Consider the following 18412-nt stretch of genomic DNA (forward strand, 5'->3'; position numbering starts at 1 on the left):
ATGAAAAATTTTACTATTTATAAATCTCTTTTTTTACTGCCTTTATTCATCGCTATTCTTGGTTTTAATGCGCAGGGACAATGCCCGACTATTCCAAATGCGACGTATAGCAGTACAGATGTTACCTGTTTTGGGGCAAATGACGGAACAGTAACGGTTGAGCTAGGCGATGGTACAGGTACATTCAATTATTTTTTGTTCGACCTAAACCAGGGACAGTTTTTATTAACAGCTACTAAAACGGTAGGTCCGGCGAATAAGGTGGTCTTTTCTAATCTGCCTGCCAGTGATTATATAGTACAGGTGAGAAAAACCGGTTGTGCAAACATTAATATTGGTGGATTAGGGATTACTGTAAATGAACCTGCTGCGCTTGTACTAGATGTAACATCTCAAATTAATATTACCGGATGTTTCGGGGAAGCTACTGGTAGTTTTAAAGTAGCAGCAAGTGGAGGAAACGGAGGATATACATATTCATTCAATGGTGGGGCATTTGGCAATACTACTTCTTTCACTAACTTAACTGCTGGTACTTATACTGTAGAAGTAAAAGATTCTAAGAATTGTACAGAGACTGTAAGTGTAACTATTACCCAGCCTGCACAGCTAGCCATTAGTCTTACTTCACAGGCTGATCCAGATTGTAATGGTAATACTACAGGAAATATTGTTGTGGCGGCTACTGGAGGAACGCCAACTTATGAATTTTCCGTCAATGGAGGTGCTTTTACCCCAGGAAGCGGCACATTTAGCAATTTAGCTCCTGGCTCTTATTCCATACAAGTACGCGATAGCAAAGGCTGTACAGCTTCTTTACCAACTGTTACCCTGACGAATCCGCCTGTATTAGCTATTTCCCTGACATCCAAAACTGATATCACCACTTGTTTTGGCGATGCTACAGGAGAAATTGTAGTAGCAGCTACAGGTGGAACTCCTGCTTATGAGTTTTCAATTAACGGAGGAGCCTTTGCTGCAGCTTCTACCTTTTCTAATCTGATAGCTGGCAACTATACTGTTCAAGTAAGGGATAGTAGAGGGTGTATCACTACTTTACCTGCTGTTACTATCTCCCAGCCAACAGCTTTAGCTATTTCCCTCACGTCCAAAACTGATATTAGCGGCTGTTTTGGGGATGCCACCGGAAATATCAATGTATCGGCTAGTGGAGGCACACCTGCTTATGAATTTTCTCTCAATGGAGGAGCCTTTGCTTCAGCCAGCTCCTTTACTAACCTGACTGCCGGTAATTATACTATTCAAGTACGCGATAGCAAAGGCTGTATCTCTAGTTTGCCTGCTGTTACCATTTCCCAGCCAACAGCTTTACAAGTAACCGTGAGTAGTCAGACTAATCCTTCCTGCTTTGCTGCCACAGATGCGGAGATTTCTCTATCTGTAAATGGAGGGACCAGTCCTTATACTTATTCGGTGAATGGTAGCACTTTTGCGAGCGGAACAGGTACATTTAATAATTTAGCTGCTGGTAGCTACAACATTCAGGTAAAAGACGCCAAAGGTTGTACTGTAACTTTGCCTGCGGTTACATTAACCCAACCGGATTTGCTTGCAGTTAGCCTGACTTCCAAGACCGATATTACTACTTGTTTTGGCGATGCTACAGGAGAAATTGTGACAAGTGTCAGTGGAGGGACCAGTCCTTATACTTATTCAGTAAATGGAGGAACCTTTATACTAGGTACCGGTACATTTAGCAATCTTTCAGCAGGCGCCTATACCATACAGATCAAAGATGCCAATGGCTGTACAACTTCTCTGACAGCTGTGACTATTACACAACCAACGGCTTTAGCTATTTCCCTCACGTCCAAAACTGATATTAGCGGCTGTTTTGGGGATGCCACCGGAAATATCAATGTATCGGCTAGTGGAGGCACACCTGCTTATGAGTTTTCTCTCAATGGAGGAGCCTTTGCTTCAGCCAGTTCCTTTACCAATTTGACTGCCGGTAATTATACTATTCAAGTACGCGATAGCAAAGGCTGTATCTCTAGTTTGCCTGCTGTTACCATTTCTCAACCTGCTGTGCTTAGTATTTCTTTAACAGCCAAGCAAGAAGTTTCTTGTAACGGAGGTACTACTGGAAGTATAAGCGTTAATGCAACAGGAGGCTCTCCAACTTATCAATATTCTCTCAATGGAGGAGCTTTTGCCGCTGCTAATGTATTCGCCAATTTAACAGCCGGAAGCTATACTATCCAGGTAAGAGATAACAAAGGTTGTATTGCTACTTTGCCAGGCACTACTATATCGGAGCCAGCAATATTGACAGCCACATTAGTATCTAAAACAGACGTTGCCGGCTGTTTTGGGGATGCTACCGGAAGTATTACTGTATCGGCTAGTGGAGGCACACTTGCCTATGAGTTTTCTCTCAATGGAGGAGCCTTTGCTTCAGCCAGCTCCTTTACCAATTTGACTGCCGGTAATTATACTATTCAAGTACGCGATAGCAAAGGCTGTACAGCTTCTTTACCTACCGTTTCGATTTCCCAACCTGCTGTTCTTGCCGTTAGTCTGACATCCAAAACCGATATTACCGGTTGTTTCGGAGATGCTACCGGAAGTATTGTGACGAGTGTCAGTGGAGGCACTAGTCCTTATATGTATTCTGTAAATGGCGGAGCTTTTGCTTCTGGCATTGGAACTTTTGGTAATCTGACCGCTGGTATATACACTATCCAAGTAAGAGATGCCAATAATTGTACAACTGCTTTAGTACCTGTTACAATCAGTCAACCGGCAGTTTTAGCTATTTCGCTCACCTCCAAGACTGATATTACCGGGTGTAATGGAGATGCCACTGGCAGTATTAATATTTCTGCTACAGGTGGTACGCCTACCTATCAATATTCTCTCAATGGAGGAGTATTTACTGCTACCAATGTTTTCAATAATCTCAGCGCTGGCACCTATACTATACAGGTTAAAGATTCTAAAAATTGTATAGCGTCACTGGCACCTATTACAATTACTCAGCCAGTTGCCATCACAGCCAGTTTAGTATCGAAAACAGATGTAAGCTGTAATAGTGGCAATGACGGAAGTATCAATATATCTGTAAGCGGAGGTACTAGTCCTTATGCTTATTCAGTGAATGGAGCAGCTTTTGTAAGTGGCACTGGTACATTTAGCAATCTTTCAGCAGGCGCCTATACCATACAGATCAAAGATGCCAATGGCTGTACAACTTCTCTGACAGCTGTGACTATTACACAACCAACGGCTTTAGCGATCTCTTTAACATCCAAAACTGATATTAGCGGCTGTTTTGGGGATGCTACCGGAAGTATTACTGTATCGGCTAGTGGAGGAACCCCTGCCTATGAGTTTTCTCTCAATGGAGGAAGTTTTTCACCCGCTTCTACTTTTACTAATCTTTCGGCTGGTACTTACAACATTCAGATGAAAGATAGCAAAGGTTGTATAGCTACTCTGGCTCCAGTTACAATTAACCAGCCTGCTACACTTAGTGCTAATGTAGTATCAAAAACCGATGTTACTGGTTGTTTTGGCGATGCGACAGGGAATATCAATGTATCGGCTAGTGGAGGAACCAGCCCATATACTTACTCTGTGAATGGCAGTGCCTTTACTACAAGTAGCACATTCAGTAACTTAATAGCTGGTAACTATACTATTCAAGTAAAAGACGCCAGTGGATGTACAGCTACCGTACCTGTTGTTACCATTACCCAGCCAACAGCAGTAGCGATCTCTTTGACTTCCAAAACTGATATTAACGGTTGTTTTGGAGATACTACTGGTAGCATAGCAGTTTCGGCAAGTGGGGGTACACCAGCTTATGAATTTTCTCTCAATGGAGGAGCTTTTTCTTCGGCTTCTACTTTCTCTAATCTAGTAGCTGGAGACTATTCAGTGCAAGTTAGAGATAGCAAAGGTTGTGTAGCTACATTGCCCACGGTCACTATTACTCAGCCAACTGCTCTACTGGCAAATATTTCTAGCCAGACAAATGCTTCATGCTTTGGTGCTACAGATGGTAATATTTCATTAGCAGTAAGTGGAGGTACGAGTCCATATTTATATTCCGTAAATGGAGGAGCTTTTGCTACTGGTACCGGTACTTTCAATACTTTATCTGCAGGCACTTATAATATACAGGTGAAAGATGCTAAGGGGTGTACTACCACTTTACCAACTGTCACTATTTCTCAACCAGCAGTTTTAGCCATATCTCTCACTTCCAAAACCGATGTTACTACTTGCTCCAGTGATGCAACTGGTGAGATCATAACCTCTTCAACTGGTGGAACAGCTCCTTATATGTACTCCATCAATGGAGGTACATTTGCATCAGGAACAGGTATATTTAGTAATTTGGTAGCAGGTATCTATAACATACAGATTAAAGATGCCAATGGGTGTACAACTGCTTTGCCGACTGTTACTATTTCTCAGCCAATAATATTAGCTATTTCTTTAACTTCCAAAACCGATGTTACTACTTGTTTTGGCGATGCTACTGGCAGTATTATTACTTCAATAAGTGGAGGAACAGGCACATATACCTATTCGGTGAATGGAGGTACATTTGTAGCAGGAACAGGTACATTCAACAATCTAACAGCTGGAACTTATGCTATTCAGGTAAAAGATAACAAAGGTTGTACTGCTTCCTTACCTGTAGTTACTATCAATCAACCAACTGCAGTATCTATAAGCTTAATAAGCAAAACTGACCCAGCTTGTGAGGGAAATACAAGTGGTAGTATCCTTGTAGCTGCGGCAGGGGGAACAAGTCCTTATACATTTGCTATCAATGGCGGAGCTTTTGCCAGCAGTTCTGCTTTTACCAATTTAGCAGCTGGGTCCTATACTATTCAGGTGAAAGACGCCAAGGGTTGTATCGCGAATCTTCCTGCGGTAACGTTAACTGCGCCAACTGCTTTAGCTCTAAGTATTTCTTCTCAAACTAATCCGGCATGTAGTGGTGACAATAACGGAAGTATTGCCGTAACTTCTTTAGGAGGAACACCAGCTTATACCTATTCTATCAATGGAGGTAGTTTTATATCAGGAAATAGCTTTACAAATTTATCCGCTGGTACGTATACCGTCACTGTAAAAGATGCGAATAACTGTACAACTACTCTTTCCAACATTACACTAACAGCACCAGCAGGCTTAACTGCCAGTATCTCTTCAAAAACAGATATTATCTGTAATGGCGCAAATACTGGAAATATTGTTACTTCAGTGAATGGGGGTTCAGCACCATATACGTATTCAATAAATGGGGCCGCTTTTGCTTCTGGCACCGGTACATTTAATAACTTAACTGCAGGTACCTATACTATCACTGTAAAAGATGTAAATGGCTGTACAACTTCTCTGCCTGCTACTACTATTGCTGAACCGGCCGTTTTAAATCTGAGCATTACTTCTCAAACGAATATTGATGCCTGTTCAGGAATTAACAGTGGCAGCATTACAGTAGCTGCTTCTGGAGGTACTTCAGCGTATACCTATTCTATTGACGGAACTACATTTGCAGCAACAAATACTTTTACAAACCTGACAGCTGGTGCGTATACCATTACTGTAAAAGATGCAAACAATTGTACAAGTCAGCTCACTGCTACAATTTCTGCTTCTTCAGCTACACTCACTGCTTCCCAGATTCATATTGATCCTACTTGTAACGGTGCTACAGATGGAAGTATTACTGTGAATAATGTTTCTGGCGGTAGCGGCAGTTATGAATATAGCAAAGATGGCATCACATTCCAGAATGGAAATGCTTTTAGTGGCCTTTCATCAGGAAGTTATACTGTTACTGTAAAAGATAAAAATGCAGCTTGCAGTACAACCCTTTCAGTTACATTGTCAAATCCGGTTGCTGTTAATGCAACGGTAGTTACAGTAAATCCTAATGCTTGTGCAAGTGCCAATGGAAGTATTACTGTAACAGCTTCAGGAGGAACCAGTCCATATACATATGCAATCAATGGCGTTACATTTGTTTCAGGCAATGCTTTCACTAATCTGGCCGCTGGTACTTATTCCATTATAGTAAAAGATGCGAATGGTTGTACCTTTACTGTACCAACTGCAACACTTACTGCACCAAGTTCTGTTGCGATCAGCCTAGTTTCCAAAACAGATATACTATGCGCAGGTTCTACAGCTGGTACCATTACTGTGTCAGCTAGTGGTGGAACTGCTCCCTATCAATATTCCATTGACGGAACTACTTTCGTTTCCAGTGCGACATTTAATAACCTCACTGCGGGTATCTATAGTACTATTACTTTGAAAGATGCGAATGGTTGTACAGCTGTTCTTCCTTCGGTTACGATTACTGAACCAACAGTGCTTGCTATCAATTTAAGCACTTCTACAAATCCTTCTTGTGGAAATGTAAGTGGAGGTTCGATCATAGTTTCTGTTAGTGGAGGGGCTAGTCCCTATACCTATTCTATCAATGGCGGAATTTTTACTGCAGGTTCTGGTACATTTAATAATTTAACCGCAGGCAGTTATACTATTACCACAAAAGATGTGAATGGTTGTACAGTAAACCTGGCTCCAGTAATACTTACATCCTCTTCAACTATCTCTGCTACTGTGAGTAAAACGGAACCTTCTGCTTGTACAGCTACCGATGGAACCATTATGATCAGTGGCGTAAGCGGAGGCAATGCACCTTATACATATAGCATTGATGGAACTAACTTTGTTGCCAGCAGTAGTTTTACAGGATTAGGATCTGGCTCCTATACCATTACAGTAAAAGATGCTTCAGGGTGTATATTTACTTCTTCTCAAACACTAACTGCGCCTAGCAGCTTAACCGCTGATTTCCTTCCTATTGGAGAGTCAGGTTGCAAAGTAAATGATGGGTTGATTATCGTGAGCGGTGTAAGTGGTGCAACTGGCCCATACAAATATTATATTAATAATGTAGCTAACCCTGCAGGCATTAACAATAATGTATATGTTAATTTAGCTGGTGGAGATTATTTATTAACAGTAGAAGCTGCCAATGGATGTACTTACTCGCAAACTGTAACCATAGATTCTCCTTGTCCGCCACCAGCTTGTAATATTACAGCCTCTGTAATTGTTACGCCGGTTAATTGTAATGGCGATAATACTGGAATACTCACAGTAACAGCAAGCGGAGGCAGTGGTAGCCTGGAATACAGCTTAGATGGAACTACGTTCCAGGATAGCAATATATTTACTAATCAAGTAGCTGGTGCTTATACAATAACAGTCAGAGATAAAAGCGACATAACTTGTACCACTACAACCAATACAACTATTACCCAACCAGCTGCTCTTACTGCCACCATAAATGGCATAAATCCAATCGGATGTAATACGACTGATGGTAGCATTTCAATAAGTGGAGTAAGCGGCGGTACAGCTCCGTATACGTATAGTATAGATGGAACTACTTTTCAGTCAGGTACATCATTTACTGGATTGGGTAGTGGCAATTATACCATCACTATTAAAGACAATGAAGGATGTATCATCACCAGATCTCAGTCAATTACCTCTCCAGGAGGTATTACAGCATCTGTAAGCTTGCAACAAAATGTAAGTTGCCAGGCAGGCAATGACGGAAGCATTTCCTTAACAGTAACTGGTGGAAGCGGCAATTATGAATACAAATTAAATAGTGGTGCTTTCCAAAATGGTAATAGCTTCACTGGGTTAACAGCCGGTAATTACACCATAACTGTAAGAGATAAATCTACCTCTTGTACTACCACCGTGATGGCTACGGTTACAGAACCTGCTTTATTAGCAATCAGTCTGGGTGCAAAAACAGATGTAACAACTTGTTTTGGTGACGCTACTGGAAGCATCACAGTATCTGCAAATGGTGGCACAGCTTCGTATCAATATTCTATAGATGGAATTACTTTTGTAAGCGGTGCTACTTTTAATAGTCTGGCAGCAGGTACATATAATAACATCACTGTAAAAGATGCCAAGGGTTGTACGGCTGTTCTTCCGGCGTTTACTATTTCTCAGCCTGCTGCAATGTCGGTTTCATTAACCTCTTCTACTAACATTACCTGCAATGGAGCCAGTGATGGACAAATTGTTGTTTCTGTAAGTGGAGGTGCAAGCCCTTATTCCTATTCTGTAAATGGGGGTGCCTTTGCCATAGGAACAGGTACATTCAATAATTTAAATGCAGGTTCGTATACCATTCAGGTGAAAGACGCCAACGGATGTACCACATCCTTACCAAGCGTAACACTTACTCAACCTGCTTCTTTTACAGCTACTATTTCTGCTACTACACAACCAACCTGTAACGGTTCTGATGGCAGCTTTACTGTAGCTGTTACTGGTGGAAATGCGCCATACACCTATGCTTTGAATGGTGGCAGCTTTGGAAATAACAATGTATTTTCCAGCTTGCCTGCCGGTTCATATAGCATTCAGGTGAAAGATGCCAATGGTTGTATTGCTACACAAACAGTTACTCTAACAGCAGTAGGGGGTATAGCTTCTTTAAATATCAATACTTCTGCCGAAACTTCTTGTGGAGCTAATGATGGAAATATTGTAGTATCTACTGTACAGGGTGGAACAGCGCCTTATTCTTATTACCTGAATGGTGCTTTAAATACCGCCGGAGCTACTAATAATACCTTTGACAATCTGGCTCCTGCTTCTTATGCAATTATGGTAGAAGATGCCAATGGTTGTACATTCACACAAACAGTTACAGTAGATGATAATTGTACTACTCCTGTTTGTACCCTGGCTGCTACTTTTGTGGATCAGGATATAACCTGTTTTGGAGGAAACAATGGAAGTATTACGGTAAATGCAACTGGCGGCAGCGGCAATTATGAATATAGTATTGATGGCTCAACTTACCAGGATGCAGCAACTTTCTCAGGTCTTTCAGCTGGAACTTATTCTATTGTTATCCGGGATAAAGCCGATAATGCCTGTACAATCCCTATTTCTAATATTACCATAGCTGCTCCTGCTTTAGCTCTGTCTGCTACTGCTAATCCTACAAATATTACTTGCAACAGCAGTGATGATGGTACAATCAGTATTACTTCTGTAACAGGCGGTACGGCTCCGTATCAATATTCTATAGATGGAGGTAATACTTTCTTTATAACAGATACATTTATTAACCTTGCTCCCGGAACTTATAACCCAGTAGTTCAGGATGCCAATGGATGTAGCATAACTTTAGCTACAGTCACACTTACTGAGCCAGCTGCTCTGTTTGCAACTATTGATTCTAACAATCCTAGCGCATGTACAACTATGGATGGTAGTCTGACAGTGAGCAGTGTAAGTGGTGGAAAAGCCCCTTACAGTTATAGTCTGGATGGAGTAAGCTATCAGTCTGGTAATACATTTACTGGTTTAGGAGATGGTACATACAATGTATTCATCAAAGATGCCAATGATTGTGTAATCTTCCAGTCCAAAACACTCACCAGCCCATCTGGTATCACCGCTTCTGCGGTATCAACTCCGGTAACTTGTAATGCAGGAACGGATGGTACTATCACCGTTAGTGTAAGTGGCGGAAGTGGTAATTATGAATACAGCCAGGATGGTACTACATATCAGGCAAGCAATACCTTTGCTAACATCAATGCAGGCAATTATACCATTACTGTACGGGATATTACTAGTACTTGTATAGCTACCGTAAATGCTGTAATCTCGCAACCTGCGGCTTTAAATATTACTTTAACAACCCAGGCAAATCCTTCTTGTAACGGTTCCGATGGCAGCATTTCGGTGTCAGCGTCTGGTGGAACAGCTCCGTATACCTATGCTATCAATGGGGGGAGCTTTGGTGCTGTGAATACGTTTGCTAATCTGTCAGCAGGTTCGTATAGCATTCAGGTAAAAGACGCCAATGGATGTACTGTGACTTTACCGGCTATTACGTTAACTGCACCCACTGCTTTAACAGTAACTGTTACTGCTCAAAACAATATTACATGTAATGGTGCTACGGATGGAAGCTTTACTGTAAACGTAAGCGGTGGTACTGCTCCTTATGAATATTCTATCAATGGTGGTGCCTTTGCTACAGGAACAGGTACATTCAGTAATCTACCTGCAGGTACGTATTCTGTACAAGTGAAAGATAGTAAAGGTTGTGTAGCTACTGTTCCAGATGTGACTATTACTGAGCCTGCTCTCCTTACTGTAAGTCTGACTTCTAAAACGGATGTAACAACTTGTTTCGGAGATGCCACTGGAAATATTATAATAGCTGCGACAGGCGGAATAACTCCGTATCAGTATTCATTAAATGGGACTATTTTTGTAAACAGCGCTACATTCAGCAGCCTGACAGCAGGTATCTATAATAACATCACCGTGAAAGATGCCAATGGCTGTACGGTTGTTCTTCCGGCTGTAACCATCACACAACCAGTTGCTTTACAAGCTGCAATATCTGGCACCAATCCAACAGGTTGTACTACTACCGATGGTATAGTTGCTTTAAGTAATCTAACCGGAGGAAGCGGTAACTATGAGTTCAGTATAGATGGAACAACTTTCCAGGCTAGTGCAACATTCAGTAATCTGGCAAACGGTGCGTACACAATTATCATCCGGGATAAAAATAATACTGGCTGTACGATTACAAGAAGTGTTACTTTAAATGGTGGCTCAGGTCTTACTGCTACGCCTGTAATAACTAATGAAACAGCTTGTTTAGCCAATGATGGAAACGTCACAATAAATGCTTCAGGTGGTATCGCACCTTACCAGTATTTCTTAGGAAGCAGCACAACGGCTAATGCAACTGGTAATATATTTAGCAATCTGGCTCCAGGAACTTATTCAGTAAGGGTAGTTTCTTCAGATAACTGCCAGTTTACAGTGAGTAACATCCAGGTAAACGCTGCAACTTGTACACCTGCTTGTAACCTGACTGCCAGATTGATCAGCACAAACGTATTGTGTAACGGGCAGAGCAACGGCGCTGTAGAGTTGATTCAAGTAACTGGTGGCAGCGGAAGCTATGAGTTTAGCATTGATAATGGCTCAAACTATCAGGATTCACCTATATTCAGTAATCTAACTCCTGGTACTTATACAATTACCGTTCGGGATAAAAACAACCTGACTTGCACAACTTCTTTTGCAGCGCCAAGGGTAGGTACAGATTTCTTTGTGAGTGGGGTGATTGTAGTAAATCAGCCGCCTGCTTGTAGCAACCTGGGTGGTATAGAATTTAATAATGTTGCCGGAGGAACGGCTCCGTACACCTATAGTGTAGATGGGGTTAACTTCCAGTCTGGTAGTGTATTTACAAACCTGATCTCAGGCACCTATCAGGCTACGATTAAAGATGCAAATAAATGTCAGTATAGTGCAACGGTTACTATAACTGGTGCTACAACTGTTACAGCTACAGCCCTTCAAACAGCACAGATCAGTTGTAATGGGGCATCAGATGCAGCAATTACAGTAACTGCCAGTGGTGGAACTGCTCCGTATCAGTATGCAATGAATAGTGGTGCGTTTGCAACAGGTAGTGGCGTATTTACTAATCTGGTAGCAGGCATTTATACCATTTCTGTGAAAGATGCCAGCAACTGTATCTTTACTTTGCCTACTGTTACCATTATTGCACCTGCGTCTATTACTGCCAGCATTTCAGCCCAAGCTAATCCTTCTTGTACAGCAAATGATGGCAGCATTACCGTGATAGCTACAGGCGGAATAGGTACCTTAATGTACTCTAAAGACAACGGAACAACCTTTGTTAGCGGAAATACCTTTACAGGTTTGGCAGTAGGTTCCTACACTATTGTAGTAAAAGATGCTAATGGATGTACGATCACTTTGCCTACGGTTAATTTGTCTCTGCCTGTCATTACAGCTACGCTTACTTCAGTTGATCCGAATAGCTGTTCTGCTTCTAATGGTAGTATAACCGTAACCAATCCGGCTGGCGGAACAGCACCTTATGTATATAGCTTGAATGGAGGTGCTTATCAGAATTCGGCTACTTTCTCTGGTTTGGCTAGTGGTTCCTACACCATTGCGGTTAGAGATGCAGCTGGGTGTGAAGTAGTATTGACAAAATCATTGACGGCTACTGGTGGAATTACAGCTGTAACCATTACGCCAGCTGCTGAAACTACTTGTGGGGCCAATAATGGAACCATTACTGTGAGCAATATCACTGGTGCCACTGGCCCATACGAATATTATATTGATGGAGTAGCTAATCCGGCAGGCATCAATGCCAATGTGTTCACAGGCCTTGCGCCCAAGACATATAATATCCGGATAGTAGCTGCCAATGGCTGTATTTATACAAGCACTTCTACCGTAAATGCCAATTGTGCACCTTCCTGCAATCTGGTTGCCAGATTGATCAGTACACCAGTATTGTGTAATGGATCAACAGATGGTACAGCAGAGGTAATCCAGGTGACTGGTGGTAGTGGCAGCTATGAATATAGTATTGATAATGGCTTGAACTATCAGGATTCACCGGTATTTGGCAACTTAGGTTCCGGAGTATACACGATTCTGGTACGGGATAAAAATAATAAGTCTTGTACTGCTTCATTTGTTACGCCTGCAATAACAAACCGGTTCCTGGTGAGTGGAGTTATCGTGGTAAAACAACCGAAATCTTGTAATGAGAAAGGTAGTATAGAGTTTACCAATGTGGGTGGGGGAGTAGCCGCTTATAGCTTCAGCATAAATGGTACTACTTTCCTGACCAATACATTATATCCAGGTTTGGATGCAGGAACCTACCAGGCAACTATTAAAGATGCGAATAACTGTACATTTACTGTTCCGGTTGTAATTGAGAATGTTCCACCAATTGTAGCCACTGCAACGATGGTAGCACCAGTTTCTTGTAACGGAGCTGGTGATGGTAAAATCAAGGTAGAAAATATCAGTGGTGGAACTGGTACCTATGTGTATTCGATAGATGGTACTACGTTCTCTGGCTCTCCTGAGTTTGCAAATAGGCAGGCTGGTCTCCATACCATTTATGTAAAAGATCAGAATGGCTCCTGTGTAAATTCATTCCAGGTAAATGTAACCGAACCTGCTAAATTAGTTGCTGATCTTACGATGGTTCAGCCAGGCAATTGCTCAGCACAAGATGGCGAACTTAAACTGGTGGTTAGTGCAGGCGGAACAGCTCCTTTTGAGTACAAACTGGATAATGGTAATTTCCAGAGCAGCAATATATTCACAGGTCTTGGTGGGGGTAGCTATACAGTTACTTTGAGAGATGCCAAAGGTTGTACCAGTACTTTTACAGCTAATCTAGCAGTAAGCAATCCGATCAGTGCACAAGCTATCCAGGTATCGCCAACTTCTTGCAGTGGAAAAGCTGATGGTATTGCCCAGATCAATGTAACCGTAGGATCAGGTGTGTATGAATTCTCTAAAGATGGCATTACTTACCAGGCTTCTAATACATTCACAGGTTTGGATGCTGGAAACTATGTTCTGTATGTGAAAGATAAAACAACAGCTTGTATAGCATTCAGTTCAGTTACAATCAGTGGTGCTACTCAGATCAGGGCTAGTATTCCAAGCCCAATCAATCCAACTACCTGTGTGGCGACCGATGGTAAAATCCAGATCAATAGTGTAAATGGAGGAACAGGTCCGTATCAGTTCAGCTTGGATAGCCTGAATAATTTCCAGAATGGCACCTTCCCATTCGAGTTTACTGGCTTAGCCAACGGTGCTTATAAGGTGTATATCAAGGATAGCAAAGGATGTTTCGGGATTTATGCTTTCAATCTGGCTTCTCCGAATGCAGTAGTAGTTGGCACGAATGTTTCGATTACGGCGGCTAGCTGTACAGGTGCTAAGGATGGTAAACTCGATATTAATCCAACTGGAACCAATATCAGCGGCGGACAAACTCCTTACGAGTATAGCATAGATGGCACAGCTTACCAAACTGCTTCGTTGTTTACTTCCTTACAGGCTGGAACTTATATGGTGAGAGTAAAAGATGCTTCAGGGTGTATATATTCTTATCAATATGAGATTACAGAGCCGACAGGCTTGGCATTTGAGATACATGAAATCTCAGGAGCAGGTTGTGGCGAGACATCGGGCAGTGTAAAAGTGCGGAATATTCAGGGAGGAATTGCTCCGTATTCATTCAGTTTGAACAACGTAGATTATCAGTCAGATTCCCTGTTTATTGGTTTAATGGCTGGTACTTACAAAATGTATGTAAAGGATGCTTCTGGCCAGACAGTATGCGAAAATGTGAAGCCATTTAATGTATCTGGTGCTACACCAATCACTTTTAAAGTAGCTACGGAAAATATAGGTTGCGAAGGGGGCAACAAAGGCAAAATCATTATCAGTGATATTGTAGGTGGATTATCACCAGAAAATACAGTACGTCGTTTCAGTATCAATGGCGGTACAAGCTTCAGAGATGCCTCAGGAAATGAAGTAGTATTTGATAATCTGTCACCAGGAATTTACAACTTGGTAATTAATTATGGAAAGAATTTCTCTTGTGCTACAACACCAAAACAGGTGCGGATTATTTCTTCAGGTATTCCTTTCACGATTGATACAGTAGCTGCTACTTGCGGTAGTCCGAATGGAAGCGCTACAGCCATAATACCTGGAGGAGGTAATTACTTCTACAGTATCGACAGCCTGAATTACTTCCAGACACCGAAGTTCGAAAATCTGAAGCCAGGCTTGTATAAGATGTTTGTGAAGGAAAGTGCCAATGATAAGTGTCTGAACATTATGCCATTTATCATTCCTGGACCAGATTCCTTAAAATACGACTTAATTAAGGAGAATTGTTTCGATATTCGCTTAACTAACATCAGGGGTGGGGTTGCACCATATAAGGTCAGCCTGGATGGAGGTAATACATTCATCGGTGGGAATTTGTTTGCCAATTCCTATACGGCTGCTAATCTGTTAACTGGTGAATATAATGTAGTAGTGGTAGACAGTAAAGGCTGTACAACATTCCCAACCAGAGTAAAGATTGATAACCGGATTGTGGCCAAAGTGAAGGCTACCTTATCTATGCCAGATGAGCCTACCGGCGAAATTCGTATCACTGACATCCGTGGTGGAAATGCACCCTATGAAGTGAGTATAGATGGCTTTACCTGGGGATTAGTACAGGATAAATCTATTCCAATAGATACAGTAATTACTACGCTGCCTATGGGTAAGTATACGGTGTATATCAGAGATGCCAGTGGCTGCGTGAAGGAATACGAAACAGAGATCAAAGAAAGCAAGTTTATGATCCCGAACGTATTTACGCCAAACGGTGATGGAGTTAACGATACTTTCTTTATCAGAAACTTGCCTGCTGGAACCTTTGTAACCATTTCTAACCGTTGGGGCAAAGTGGTTTATTCTAGCAAAGATTACCAGAATGACTGGAATGGCGGAGATGCGCCGGATGGTGTGTATTATTACTCAGTAAATATCGCAGGTTCGGGCCAGCTTACCGGATGGGTGCAGATCTGGAGATAGCAGAAATATGATTGTTAAAACCGGGAGCCATTTATTATGTAAATATGCTCCCGGTTTTATTTTTCGGTATTTTGATAACAAGTTTACTTCCTGTACACCACTTTTCCTTACCTGTTTACCTGTTGTATACCCATAAAAATTGCGTTCCCTCTCAGTTGCTATTTTCTTTGCATCGTCATCTGAAACAAAATCAGGAGCAAATTTTAGAAAGGAATATTCGACGGCAGGAGGCCTGCCATTTTACAAGTCAATAAAATTTAGTTTAACTCAAATCAATAAAAACTCAAACAACTCAAAGAAATGAATCAGAAACCGTCTAATGCGTTTATTGCCGCTTCATGGGTAGCCCTTATTGCCGGAATGGTAGCTTTTATCACAGGCTTATGGAACGCTGAAATGGCCCTCAATGAAAAAGGATATTATTTCACCGTATTGATGTATGGCCTTTTTTCTGCTGTATCCTTGCAAAAAACAGTACGGGATCAATTAGAAGGTATAGCAGTTACTAATATTTATTATGGATTAAGCTGGTTCTCTACCATATTGGCTATTTTATTATTAATTGTTGGCTTATGGAATGCAAATATGACATTAAGTGAAAAAGGTTTTTATGGAATGTCTTTTACCCTTAGCTTGTTTGCTGCTATTGCTGTTCAGAAGAACACACGTGATAATAAAAGAGATGAAGTGGCTGTATAATCAATAGTATTAAGCATCAAATAAAAAGATAGTGCAATAATTTAAAAGTGTATAAAAAAAGGCCATACAGTATTGTACGGCCTTTTTCTATTTCAGAATGAGTATTCGTAGAATTGCACAATTTTAACTCTCACTTTTATGCTAATAACTGGCAGTTAGCGCTATTTTCTACCAGGTACGGGTTTTCAACAAATTGTCCATTTCTGCCCGAGTCATTTTTAGTTTTCCAGGATTAGCATCCAGCCATTTGGCAAAATCAGCCTCAATTTCCTTTGACCATCTGGTATCAATTTGGCCGGGAGTATATTTTCCTTCTTTTAAGCGCATATGCCCGAATTCATCTCTTAGGGTAATTACTTCAGAGGTTTGTACTACTGTTTCTGCCAGATGTGCAGGCACAAAGAGAATACCGCCTTTTTTTGCCAGTACTATATCTCCGGGCACTACCGTAACAAGCCCGACACGAATAGGTAAATTCACGCCGGTTAACATCATCTCTGCGATAAAAGAAGGATGAAATCCGCGTACAAATGCATTAAAGCCTTCAATCTTTGCCAGACCTTCCAGATCCCGTACAGCACCATCGAATACAACTCCATTCTTGGATTTGGCATAAATAGAATTTCCTAAATTATCTCCGATTAAGGTTCCATCGGCAATTTTGCCATAGGCATCCGCTACATATACATCGCCTGTAGACAGCATATCAATCGGCCAGGAATTAGTACCCCCAATCCGCCCTTCTTTCTGACCAGTAGCTTTCAATTTGTCTTCAACATCCGGACGTTTGGGCATGTATTGTGCCGTAAGTGCACGTCCCACCATCACCTGATCCGGATGGATGGTCTGCCATTCACCTGCAAACTGATTATTATATCCGGCACCTCTTACCACGCTCCAGGCGTTTTCCAGGGATACATCTTTCATTCTTTCCAGAATATTATCCGGTACTTTGGGTCTTCCATCCGGAAAGCGTTCGCCTTTCCAGTTGGAGGTAAAACCTATTATGCTTTCTTTAGGTAAGGCAACAGATTGTGCACGCAGGGAAATAGAGAAACTAGAAAGAATAAATAGAGCAATAAAAAAAATGATTTGTTTCATGAAATAAGTATGCATATGTAGACTATTTGAATTTGTAGGTTCAGGTACAAAACTATTTTAGGGCGAAATAGCTGCATTTTGCTGATAATTAAAAACAAATTTTCAAATCTTCTGATTTTCTATTGAGGTTAATTCCCTTCTTTTGCCAGATAAGCTTCTACATCTTTGGAAGTAATCGCTAACTTCTTGGGATATTTGGACACCCAGGCTCTGAATTCATCTTTGATTTTAGAAGACCAATCTCCATGAATTTCTCCGGAGGGATATTTACCCTGCTGCAACAATACCCGTTCAAACTCGTCACGCAAGGCTACCATTTCAGAAGAGGAAACAAGTCCTTCCACCAGGTGGGAGGGAATAAAAACTACCCCATATTTATTAGCCAGCACTACATCACCTGGGAAAACGGTAACTTCCCCAATCCGGATTGGGGCATTAATAGAAGCTGGGGTCATGTCTTTAATATAGGAGGGATGTTGATCTTTTACCCAGCCATTGAAGCCTTTGGTATCAGCCAGTTCCTGCATATCTCTCACCGAACCATAGAATATCACACCTTTTCCGGTTTTGCCGTAAATGGCATTTCCAAGGCTGGACCCAATTAAGGTACCATCTTTCACTTTTCCATATCCATCAGCAACATATACATCTCCTTTTGTTAAAATATCTATGGGCCATATATTGATTCCGCCTTTTTGGGATCGGCCTTCTGCTTTGCCTTGTGCCCGTACTAAGCTATCAAGGTCTGGACGGAAAGGCATAAACTGGGCTGTTACTACCCGGCCTGTCATCACCTGATCTGGCTGGATAATCAGCCAGTTTCGTTCGACCTGGTTGCGGTATCCTCTGCGGTCTAAATACCCCCATGCTTGTTCCAATGTAACATTTTGTAAGCGTTCCAGCACAATATCCGGTACTTTGGGCCTTCCATCCGGAAAGCGTTCTCCTTTCCATTGGGAAGTAAGTGCTTTAATATATTCTGGAGAGGAGCCTACCTGCTGTGCATGGGCAAAAAATCCTGTCAATACAAAGGCGGCTAATAAAAGTATTCTACTATTCATGTCTTTGGGTTTAA

Annotated in this window: 4 protein-coding genes; 2 read left to right on the forward strand and 2 right to left on the reverse strand. The window is 41.6% G+C overall.

All coding sequences use genetic code 11. From position 1 onward, the window contains the following. Together GXP67_RS15735 and yiaA are read left to right on the forward strand one after the other, a co-directional pair. On the forward strand, positions 1 to 15537 hold the full coding sequence (locus tag GXP67_RS15735; protein ID WP_162444007.1) for a T9SS type B sorting domain-containing protein: 15537 nt from the start codon (positions 1 to 3) through the stop codon (positions 15535 to 15537). A 300-nt stretch (positions 15538 to 15837) separates the two neighbouring features. After that, positions 15838 to 16236 carry an inner membrane protein YiaA gene (gene yiaA / locus GXP67_RS15740; protein ID WP_162444008.1) on the forward strand — a complete coding sequence of 133 codons (399 nt, stop codon included), beginning with the start codon at positions 15838 to 15840 and terminating at the stop codon, positions 16234 to 16236. 168 nt (positions 16237 to 16404) lie between these two features. On the opposite strand, the gene GXP67_RS15745 is transcribed toward yiaA, so the two are convergent. Then, positions 16405 to 17337: an RraA family protein gene (locus tag GXP67_RS15745; protein WP_162444009.1), complete on the reverse strand. Its 933-nt coding sequence runs from the start codon at positions 17335 to 17337 to the stop codon at positions 16405 to 16407. A gap of 128 nt (positions 17338 to 17465) precedes the next feature. Next, complete coding sequence (locus GXP67_RS15750) at positions 17466 to 18398, reverse strand: RraA family protein (RefSeq protein ID WP_162444010.1); 933 nt, start codon at positions 18396 to 18398, stop codon at positions 17466 to 17468. Between the last annotated feature and the right edge of the window lie 14 nt (positions 18399 to 18412).

The sequence above is a fragment of the Rhodocytophaga rosea genome, from assembly GCF_010119975.1.
Taxonomy (GTDB): domain Bacteria; phylum Bacteroidota; class Bacteroidia; order Cytophagales; family 172606-1; genus Rhodocytophaga; species Rhodocytophaga rosea.